Here is an 11320-nt window from a genome sequence, read left to right on the forward strand (position 1 = left end):
AGGCTTGAAGCGCTTCATCCGAAATATCTTTATTGATCACGGTCCCGCCGGATATCGTAAAATAGGTGTGCAAAGCTGGGCCATTGACCCCATGAGGCARCGGATAGGGTTTGAACATCGCCGTAGGGTTGGTCGCGAGCAGCATGGAACCMGGATATTGGATGAAGAAAGAAGGCGCTGCGACAATCCCAACCTTATTRGATGTGACCGCGGTGACAATTGTATTGGGGTCATGTAACGCAATATCGCTCGCAAAATACCCTTTATCCTTCCACTCTTTCATCTTCATTAAGCCCTGCTTGACCCCCGGCAGGATCGAACCATTTTGAAGCTTGCCGTCTTCTCCTGGATACCATCTTTCCGGCATGGCCCCGTAAAGTCCAAAGATCCAGGCTCCGTCTCCAAGGAGGTTGCCAGTCATCTTATTCTTCATGGCAAAATCCAGGGCAAACGTATCCTTCTGCCCATTACCGTCGGGATCCTGATTGACGAAGGCATCCATGACCGTTTCCAGCTCTTCTATTGTAGTAGGTGCTTTCAACTTGAGCTTGTCCAGCCAGTCCTGACGGATCCATAAAACGTTGTTTGCTTGCCCGTAATCTGTAGAAGTTCCTAGATCGGAAGAGCACNGAAGGCATCCATGACCGTTTCCAGCTCTTCTATTGTAGTAGGTGCTTTCAACTTGAGCTTGTCCAGCCAGTCCTGACGGATCCATAAAACGTTGTTTGCTTGCCCGTAATCTGTAGAAGTTCCTGGAATCGCCATCTTTTTGCCGTCTCGAGTGACCGATAACCAGGGATCCTTTATATCGGCTAACGCACTTTTCCAAGTTGGAGAGGCATATTTCTCGAACACTTCTTCCACTTCCATGAACTTGCCCGAATCGATGAGAAGATTAGTGTTAGCGGGACTGCCCGACATTACGATATCTGGCAATTCGTCGTTCGCAGAGAGCATGAGTTTCAATTTCGTATCATACGAACCATCCGTAGCGCCGCCTGTCCATAAGGTTTTAATCTGTACGCCAAATTTGTCCTCGGCCCAGCGGGTGAATACATTGTCCGAAATGGATTCCCCTTCTCTATATTTAAAGCCCGGATTTTCTCCCATAACGGTGGTAAACGACGCTGCCGGTTCGATCTTGCCATTCACGATATTCAGCTTCTTCGTTGCCTCTGGTGTTGCCTCACCCTTCTCGGCCCCCTCGCTGTTATTTCCATTGCTACAACCGATTAGCACAGTAGTGAGTAACCCAACAGAAAGAACGGTAGCTAGCCATTTTGATTTCATATTCATTCAAACCCCCAAATATTTTTTGATTACGCTTTCATTATAGAAACATATTCCCGGCCATGAAATAACGGATAAGCAACATTCGATATCTCAATCCAAACCACAATTCGAAAAGTGCTAACTGTAACTTGTCAACTGTGCTGAATCTTCCTCCCCTGATATTAGCTTGCCAATATCCACACCTGCGTAATCCTGGATACTAAATTGAATCTCTTCATTAACATTGGCAATATCTCATTATAAACTTAATTGAGACTTTGAATGAACAACAAAAAGCTGACGTCGTCTATCGTCAACGTCAGCCATAAAGGTTCTATTTTATCCATTTCAATAGAAATTATTCACATCTAGCCTTCAAGTAGGTCCAGACCTGCATCATACACAGTTCCATTCACGGCACTCCACAGCCAATCCCGAAGGCTAGTGCCATGTTTGACCGGACGATAAAATTCGGGGTCGTGAATTAGGGTATGCGTTGTACCCATAGATTCCGAGTACATCTCCCCAATCGGGTTATCGAATAGGAAGATGCCGATGCCGGGAATTTCGGACTTCAAGGCATCGACCATCTCCTTGAGATCCTTCTCGAATTGCAGACACTGTTCCCGCTTCACTTCTAAGGTGCCGTGATCAATATAGTGTTGATACATGGCAAATGCAGTATCTCTAATGGAGTTGATATAAAGATATCGAACGTCATTCCCCTTCTCGGCATAGAGGGTACGCAGCCAGTCAAGGCAGATATTTGGACCCTGGAGCGGCTCCCATATCCGTTCGCTCGCCTGCCAGATGTTCTGTGCTATTGTCTTCCACTGGTCATTAAGTAACAAAGCGCTATCAGGGCAGCAGGTTACATCACGGCACTCCGGAAAATAACTCATGACATCCGAAGTTAAGGCTGCAGCACCGAATGCGCCGCCACTTGTTCCCGTAATCAACAGTTTTGTCGGTGTAGATAGATGTTTCGTCGCTTGCTCCATAAGCCCGCTGTAGTTGGAGTACCCATGATGGTGCAGCACCGCAGGAGAGCCGTCTCTTGCTGTATAATGATAATCGCCATTTCCCACATGAAAATCTCCTGTAGCGTAGCTGACGAAGATGAAACTCCAGTTCCTAAAAGGATTATCCGGTGTGTCATCAAAGATTCCGCGATTAAATGCCAAATCGTTAAATTGCAATGCCTTATCGTCAACATAAAAATTCTCTTCTTGCGCACCTAACCGAGTTGGCCGTGCGGCCGTATAAGCATTCAATGATACGCCTCCCCCCAAAAAGAAGACGATAAGCCCCGGCTCTGTTCCTTTACGCAGGTAGCCCCAGTAAGGCGAGCCTCCTGCACAAATGGCTCCAGGAACAGGAACTCTATACCACTGTCCTTTATCCGGCACTCCCTCTAACACAGGTAACTGATGCTCTTGGAGATATTTTTTATACTCTTCTACATTATCAAACATTAGGTTTCGCTCCTTTAAAGTTTTGGGCCTTTTCAACGTTGCAGCCCTATACTAGAAATGGTTCCATTGACGGCATTCCACAGCCATTCCCGAAGACTGACGCCATTACTGACAGGCTGGAAAAACTCGGGGGTGTGAAGGAAGGTATGCTGTGTACCTAGGAGCTCCGAATCAAGCCCCGTTTCGGGGGTATCCAGCAGGAATATTCCAATGCCGGGGATTTCGGCCTTCATCACATCGGTCATATCCCTAAGATCCTTTTCGAATTGCAGACTCTGTTCCCTCGTAAGCTCCATAGTACCGTGATCAATAAAATGTTGGTACGTGGCCAGCGCACTATCCCTAATGGAGCATATATAGAGATACCGAACACTGTCACCCTTCTCAGTGTAGAGGGCTCGCAGCCAGTCAAGGCAAATATTTGGACTGTGCAGCGGTTTCCATATCCGTTCATTTGCCTGCCAGACATGCTGAGCAACTGCCTGCCAATCGTTATAGAGCATTAAAGAGCTATCTGGGCAGCAGGTCACATCCCGGCACTCCGGGAAATAATCCATGACATCCACAGCTAAAGCTGAAGCACCGAAAGCGCCTGCACTGCCGCCGGTGATCAGCAGTTTCGTTGGTACAGATATAAATTTAATCGCTTGCTCCATAAGCCCCCGATAGTTCCGATAGCCATGATGATGCAGCACAGCAGGCGAACCGTCTATTGCTGTATAAGGGTAGTCGCCATTCCCCACATGGAAGTCACCTGTCGTATAGCTTACCAAGATACAGCTCCAATTTCGGAACGGATTATCTTGGGAAGGGTCAAAGATGCCGCGCTTTGCGAATGCATCGATGTACGGCAACGCTTTGCCGTCAAAATAAAATGTCTCCGATGTCTCATTTAACTTATTGGGACGTGCCGCCATATATGCATTAAGCGATACACCTCCACCGGAGAAATAAACGATAAGGCCCGGCTCTGTTCCTTTCCGCAGGAACCCCCAGTAAGGCAAGCCATCTGCACTTATTGCTCCGGGAACCGGGAGCCTGTACCATTGTCCGGCTTCCGGCTCCCCCTCTAATACCGGGAATTGCTCGGGAAAATATTCTCTTAACTCTTCGTCATTTTCAACCATATGACAGCGCTCCTTATTAGATTAATAGCCGGCCTTGGATCTCATCCAGTACATCCGCAAGTTCCGGTTTTGCAGCCATTGCTGCACAGAATGTATCGACTAATTCCTCACGATGGTGTTCGCCAAACTCTGACAGCTCCTCAAGAACCTCCTGACGGTTCATAGCAACCGATCCAAAGACGGTATCATCGATGCCAGCCTTCCCGGGAATCAGGAATCCTTTCCCCGCATACCGCTCAGCCATGAGCGCCAACTTCCCGACGGTCAGCCAGTTTGTTTCCCTGGACGACCTCTGAAGCTGTGCATGTATATAATCGGTGGCGTCAATGGGCCCGAGATCCATTTTTTTGAAATGTCCCCCTTCTGCTTCGGCATTGCCTTCATCGAATACAACGATGTTGAAACGTTTGGTGCTATCGAAGGAGAGCTTGAAATTTTCACCTGATGTTTGCGGTGCCGGACAGAGATGCTCAAATAAATCATCTGCAGGAAGCATCTCAGCCATTGATCGCTGCACCTTTTCTTGAAGCGGAAACTCCGACATACGGATACGGAATCCCTCTGGAAGGGACTCGTCCAGATCAGCATATGTAAATCGTTTTGTCAGTTGATCAATGGGTACCAATAAGTCGGAGGTAAAATGGGAAAATAATACCGGACTGGTAAAACATCCTGCCATGCAGGATGGAGACATAGCGTTCCAAATCTCACTATTGGGATTCTCCTCGATCTTTGCCAGAATTGGAGCAAACTGTCCGAAAATGGCACCGACTATAGGCACGGGAATCACTTCCAGGCAGCGAATGAAGTCTTTTCGTTCCTCTACAGTTAGCGTTTCCAGAACATCCTTGTTATGATTGTTTGCTGACTGAAGATACTTCATGTTAAACAATATATTTGTAATACCACTGAAGGAAATGGAGCAGCAGATTCCAAGATGCAGAACAGACAACATCTGCGTCATATAGCCGCCGGCGCTTCCGCCGCTGACTACGATACGCGTCCGGTCGATGCCAGGCTGCTTCCTGACGGCTGATAATGCAGCGCTGTTGAATATCATGTCGTCATCAATCAGACCCCCATTATATTGCGGCTGGAAATCAATCGGTGTCGACACCGCCCAGCCATTCATAAGATAGAGGTTCAATGTTGCGTCATTCTCGGGCATTTCGTAATGCGCGATGAACACCAGCGGTTTCGGTTTCGGGGCCGTTTCCGGTAAATAGATACGGATATAACGCTGGCATACGGTGCCTTCTTTTGAAATGAAAGGAACTTCAATGTCCCGTTTTTCAACGGAGAAAGGCAGTTCCTGTTCTTTTACATTTGCTTCCGATAAAAGTGCCATCATTCTTCGGATATCACGTTTCATACATGTTCCTCCTTCGCTCCAGGATTAATCATAGTCTTCGATGCGCCACTCGTCTTTCCAGTCCAGATAGGCCATCTTCCCGTCGAACCGGAAGGGTAGCCATACATAATCCGCTTTATGAGTATTCTCATTCACATTAAAAGTGGAACCGGTGAACGTAACAGGTTCATTCTGGCGGTCTGGATTGAAGTATCGGTCGTAAGCGTCCGAAAGAATGTTATAAGGAATCATTCCTTCTTCATCGGTAATCCAACGGTCAGCCAAAGCAATATAAAGATCTTTTTTCTTCGGATGCTTGAATATCGAAGATACCTGGGAACAGAAGGAGGTATTCGTAGGATCATTCACATGCGGATTACCCAGAATTTCAAATGGGCCGTGGAAGGTCCGTGAACATGCAACTTCTGATGGATTCGGATTGTAACTTGTCGTACCAGAGGTCACCAAATAATGCAGGTTTTTTCTTGTAAAATATGCCGGTGCTTCGCGGACGTAAGGCGGATAAAGATTTGGGAAATGAGTTGAATAATATCCCGTTACACCCGTATAATCTGCGGTCAAATCTGCACAAATCAATTCACTGTGAACCCTTTCGAAGTAATAATACGCTTTCCCGTCCCGTGCAACCGCCAGGTCGAAATCACCGGCGCTCATATTTAACGGGCGGTACTTGGTTGTAATCATAGTATAGGGCCCCAGCAATCGATCTGCGGACATTATGGTCAGGGTTTGGGTGCTATCCTTTTCCATTATTTTCAGGAAGCAAATATACTTCCCGGTATTCTTGTTGAAAATAATGTGTGGACGGTCCATATAACTGGTTGGATGAAGCGAAGAAGCAGGATCATTTTCCACAGGGGGAATAATCACCCCCTCATCTTGCCAATTGTAAAGATCCTTGGACGAATAACAACGGACTCCCCAGTGCCAGATTCCGCTGCCCGGAGTTGTCTTCCCCTTGTTCTCACCGTACCAATAGAAAGTATCATTCTCGTAGAAGATGGAACCTGCGTGAGCTTGAATTCGTTTGCCTTCCGTATCCAGCCAGATTTGCCCCGGTTTAATTGATGTTTGCATAGATGATTTGGATCCTTTCTTGATATCAGATTTTAGTCATATGCTGACAAATCTACACTTTCCTCACAGCTTAATTATAGGTTCCTGTATTTAGGCGTTGATATAAAGGAATCCAAACATGTATATCTCATTTCTAATATGCGGCTGAATTCCAATCTATAGACATTGCCAGCCGGCCAACAGATTCATATAATAGGGTTACCTCAAGCAGAAATGGGAGATCAGCAACCAACCGGAGGAATCAAATTATGTACCAACTACTTATCGTTGACGACGAAACCTCTGTCGTAGATAGTCTGGCAATGACTGTGCAATGGAAGGATTATGGAATAGAAGAGGTTCATTGTGCATACTCGGCGCAAGAAGCACTGCTCATTGCGGCCAAACATTCGATAGACATTATGATTACAGACATTCAGATGCCTGAAATGTCCGGATTGGAATTGATCGAAGTGATGCAGCATTATTCACACAAAATCCGCTGTATCATTCTTTCGGGCCATGACGAGTTTGAATATGCCAGGAAAGCCATGGCTTATCAGACACTGGATTACTTGCTGAAGCCAATCGATTATACAGAGTTAATTAACTCTGTTAAGAAAGCGATTCAGCAGGTGGAAGAGGAGTGGAAGGAAGTGATATCCTTCCAGCGCATTAAGCAAACGCTGGAGGCTAATCTCCCGCTACTGCGGTCACAGCTGCTTAACGACCTGCTCAAGAACAAGATCATCCGCCATGAGGTTTTGGAAGAGAGACTTGCTCTGGTAGGCGTTCCCTTCCGGTTCGATGACCCCTACATGATGATGGTTGTTCGCATGGAGGAGGACTTCTCAGGGTACGACCTTCAATCCTTATCGCTCCTTGAATATGCCGTAACAAACATTGCTGATGAAGTGTTCCAAAAACTGTTCAGTTTATGGCATTGTGTCACCGAGCAGGGATATTTAGTTTTTCTCATCAAAGGCAACCAGCAAGACGCTTTGCATTTGGTGGATTCGTTCGCAGTAAAGCTGCAGAATCATGTCCAAAAATTCCTGAAAGGCTCACTCTCAATCTGCCTAAGCAATATCGCCAAGTTTCCTGGCGACCTGCAAAACTTATATCTGGCTGCAATCAACGCCATTAACCGGAATATCGGAAATAATAAAAGCTTCTTCCTGACCATTAATGAAAAAAGTGAGCAGCCTCAGAGCTCCATCATCAAAAAATTATATGCTCCGCCTGCACTTTCAACGCTGCTGGACTCAGGCAACTGGGACGAGGCGATTGCCAAGATCGATGAATTGCTCGTTGTCGGCGGCAATGCAGACGAACAATCTCACGATCTTTCACAGGATCAATTATTTACGGTGCTGCTATATCTCTCATCCTCATTCACGATGTGTTGCCAACCCAATGGGTCCAGTCTATATGATCAGATGGGACCAGAATTCGATTTGTTGCTCCGCAAGAAGGGACATCTTTCAAGACAACGAATCTATGACTGGGCCAGTAAAATTATAGCAGCACTAAAAGCTAAGACGTCGACTCAAATGGAGAATGCGCAACAGCAGATTGCCGCTAAAGTCCGGACGTTTATTCATGAACATTTGTCCGAGGGGATTTCACTGCAAATCATTGCCGACCATGTGGGGCTGCATCCTGTTTATCTCTCCAAAATTTACAAGACGGTTATGAATGAAACGATTGGTGATTATATTTTTCAATTTCGAATGGAAAGAGCCATACATCTCCTGCGAAATACCGACTTAAAAATAGCTGAAATCAGCGATCAGCTGGGCTTTCAGGCCACCCCCCATTTCATTAAAATTTTCAAAGAACATTTTGGCACGACGCCGCAGGACTACCGGAATCGTTAAGCTTATACTTATTGATCAATTACACGCGAAAAGGCTCCCTGGTAATTTTCAACAATTACCGGGAGCCTTTTTGGCTAGGTTACACCATTTACTGAAGCTGACTGCCTGGGGCTGCCATTGCTTGGAGAATACGTTCTTCCAAAGAACTTGTCATAATGATCTTGAACCCCTTCACTTCCATTCCGCTTTGACCAAAGACCAACCTGAAATGTACAGTTTTTTGTAATATTGGCTGCTGGATATCAAAGGATATAGTTTTCCATTCCGTATCCTCTCCTGTCAACGTAAGGGTTAGAAGGATGTCATTATCATGAAAGATGCTCACAGGGATTTGGGCAAGTTGACTGTTCCCGGCCGACGCGCGGCAAGTCAACTCCACTCGATAAAGTCCACGCTCCTGCAAGATAGCTCGAAGATACGTACTCTGTCCTCTTGAGGTATCAAATATCTCCCCTGGCACAATAGCCTCCTTCTCCACAGGAACCGAAATCATCTCCAGGACTACATCGCCTTCCTCTTTCCGGTATGCAGTCAATGCCTTGTCCAGCTCTGTTTCCAATCCCTGCATCCGGTTAAAGGCTGTTGTTCCCATCAAATAGCGACAAATATTCATTGCTGAGCGCTGATATTCACCGCGTGTTACCGTTCCCTTTTGCATAGCTTCTGCGGAGTTATCCCCTCTGGCGTTCTGCTCGGAGTCGCTTACTACCATGAACAAGTCATTCTGTGCCCTTATCATTGCTGCCACATTCTGGACACTGCCTTCTTCTCCTTCGTCATTTCCCATTGCCCACCAATCGGTCATTACAATCCCTCTGAAGCCCCACTCTCCCCGCAGAATTGTGGTTGTAAGATCATAGTTGCTGGCAGACCAATAGCCATTGATCGGGTTATACGAGGTCATAACCGAAATCGCATTGCCCTCTTTGACCGCCATTTCAAACCCGCGCAGATAAATCTCCCGCAGGGCCCGTTCCGAAACTACTGCCTCCACTGTGTTACGATGGGCCTCCTGGCTGTTGCACGCAAAATGTTTGATGGTGCCCGTCACATCATATGGATTCATACCATGCAGTTGGGCAACCACCATCCGGCCTGTCAGGAACGGGTCCTCACTAAAATATTCAAAATTCCGGCCATTCAGAGGATTACGGTGGATGTTCATTCCCGGTCCAAGCAAAGTGTCTACATGGTTTTTCCGCAGTTCCAAACCTTCGTACATATACAGTTCTTTCAGCAATTCTTCGTTAAAAGTACAGCCCAGGCAGGTTCCATTGGGCATGGAAAATGCTAAATTGCCACAGTCCATTCGAATACCGCTCGGACCATCTGCTGAGCAGGCAACGGGGATTCCGAAAGCTTCCAGCCTCTTTGTAACACCGCCGAATGCACCGGCTGTGCCCGGTGTAACCTTTGGACTGCTCATGCCTTCGCCGCGCACAATACAGCATAAATCTTCATCCGAAAGTTGAGCAATATAATCCTCCATGCTGACTATGCTCGATTTCACATCTGTCAGCTTATATCCTTTGTCACCAGTATAAGGGATTTCTTCTGGAAAAGTTTCCTCGCGGCGCGCCTTCGGTTCTATGGTCCGTAATGGAACCGGTTCATAGATCAGACTACCGTCAGGGGCACAGCGCATTCGCTCAAATGCAGCAACCGGTGCCATGGCCTCTTGTAACTGCTCCAGTACCTGAAGCTTGTCTATGGCAATGCTGCCGCAAGATTTCGCCTCCCTCACATGATCCCCCACATGGAAGATGTAGCTTCCAGCCTCCAATACCCAAGCCGATTTACAGCCCGTGATTCCTGAATCATCATAGGACGCTATTGCTTTATGGGGAATTTCAATTTCAACGGATTGTTTCCCGCCCGGAAGCAGCTCTTTGGTTTTCGCAAAGCCGGCGAGTACGCGGGCTGACTTACCCAGCTTGCCTTGCGGAGCTTGACAGTAGACCTGGATGACCTGTTTCCCCGGTCTGTTTCCGGTATTGGTGACTGTAACATTAATCTGGACACTGTCGTTCAATTGCTCTATCCGTTCTGTCCGTGTTTCAAATGTGGTGTAGGACAGGCCGAAGCCAAATGGATACAAGACACGGTCTTTGGCAAAAGTCTCAAAGTAGCGGTATCCAACATAGATATCTTCCTGGTAAAAATTGCGTTTTGATCCCCCATGATTAGCCGTGGACGGATAATCCTCAATGTCCCTTGCTATGGTGTCCGTCATTCTCCCGCTCGGACTTACCCTTCCAGTCAATACATCGAGAACACCGTTTCCACCTTCCTGTCCACCTTGCCAGACATACATCACAGCAGAAGGATTATATTTCTCCACCCACTTCATATCTATGATGTTGCCCACATTCAGCAGCACCACGGTCCGTTCAAATCCATTGCATACCATTTCCAACATAGCTTCCTCGGCTTCTGTCAGTAAATAGCTACCGACTTCCGGCTTGTTATCCTGATCTTCCCCGGCTGTGCGGCCAAGCAAGACGATTGCCGTTTCTGACTCCTTAGCCGCTTGCATAACCAGATCAGCATCAAGCAGCATTTCTTCTTGGAACCACGGTTCCTTACCCCAACCCGCACCTTTCTCAAACGGATGCTCTTTCACCCAATCGAGATAAAACTGCTTGACCGCCTGATTGATCTCATAGCCTTCTTTACTTTCCAAAGCCTCTGCAATGCCAACAACGTATTTGGTATTGACCATCCCCCCGGAACCGGTACCGCTTTTGTAATAGTTAAACTGTGATCGGCCAAACAGCGCGACTTTTCTCCCTGGTGCAAGCGGCAAAACATTGCAGTCATTTTTAAGCAGTACAACACCTTCTGCTACGGCTTGCCGCGCTTTCACAGCGTAGCGTTGCAAGTCAAAGTTTGTCTCACTCATCTCATTCATCCTCCTATCAGAGCTTGGTCAGTTCGTTCACAATTTCAATAACACACGCTTCCAGCTTCAGGCCATCAAGTGCAAGCCCCAATCCATGGCGCAATCCCGTTACTGTATTTTATCAGGCTTGTCGTCCTACTCCTTCACTGCCCCAATCACTATACCTTTCGCAAAGAATTTTTGGAGGAAGGGATAGATCAGCAAGATCGGCAAAGCTCCGATGAAGATTTGGGCAG

At 46.9% G+C, this 11320-nt stretch carries 6 protein-coding genes and 1 pseudogene; 1 reads left to right on the forward strand and 6 read right to left on the reverse strand.

Translation table 11 applies throughout. The features are described 5' to 3' along the window. Positions 1-1640 precede the first annotated feature (1640 nt). From ASF12_RS18530 to ASF12_RS18545, 4 genes are read right to left on the reverse strand one after another with little or no spacing between them, the layout of a single operon-like run. Positions 1641-2747 (reverse strand): pectin acetylesterase-family hydrolase, encoded by a 1107-nt coding sequence (locus ASF12_RS18530; protein ID WP_056037758.1) that lies wholly within the window; start codon positions 2745-2747, stop codon positions 1641-1643. Between the two features lie 32 nt (positions 2748-2779). Then, complete coding sequence (locus ASF12_RS18535) at positions 2780-3874, reverse strand: pectin acetylesterase-family hydrolase (protein ID WP_056037761.1); 1095 nt, start codon at positions 3872-3874, stop codon at positions 2780-2782. A gap of 16 nt (positions 3875-3890) precedes the next feature. Continuing rightward, positions 3891-5246 (reverse strand): alpha/beta hydrolase family protein, encoded by a 1356-nt coding sequence (locus ASF12_RS18540; protein ID WP_056037764.1) that lies wholly within the window; start codon positions 5244-5246, stop codon positions 3891-3893. A gap of 24 nt (positions 5247-5270) precedes the next feature. After that, positions 5271-6323 carry a family 43 glycosylhydrolase gene (locus ASF12_RS18545; RefSeq protein WP_056037767.1) on the reverse strand — a complete coding sequence of 351 codons (1053 nt, stop codon included), beginning with the start codon at positions 6321-6323 and terminating at the stop codon, positions 5271-5273. Between the two features lie 248 nt (positions 6324-6571). Between ASF12_RS18545 and ASF12_RS18550 the strand changes: the two genes are divergently transcribed. Next, positions 6572-8182 carry a response regulator gene (locus ASF12_RS18550; RefSeq protein ID WP_056037770.1) on the forward strand — a complete coding sequence of 537 codons (1611 nt, stop codon included), beginning with the start codon at positions 6572-6574 and terminating at the stop codon, positions 8180-8182. An 88-nt stretch (positions 8183-8270) separates the two neighbouring features. On the opposite strand, the gene ASF12_RS18555 is transcribed toward ASF12_RS18550, so the two are convergent. Both ASF12_RS18555 and ASF12_RS35760 read right to left on the reverse strand, forming a co-directional pair. Then, the gene (locus ASF12_RS18555) at positions 8271-11084 is read right to left on the reverse strand and encodes a glycoside hydrolase family 3 protein (RefSeq protein WP_056037773.1); all 2814 of its coding nucleotides are present in this window, start codon (positions 11082-11084) and stop codon (positions 8271-8273) included. A gap of 135 nt (positions 11085-11219) precedes the next feature. Then, positions 11220-11320, reverse strand: a pseudogene (locus tag ASF12_RS35760) (carbohydrate ABC transporter permease); the annotation flags it as partial.

Source organism: Paenibacillus sp. Leaf72 (assembly GCF_001422685.1).
GTDB lineage: Bacteria > Bacillota > Bacilli > Paenibacillales > Paenibacillaceae > Pristimantibacillus.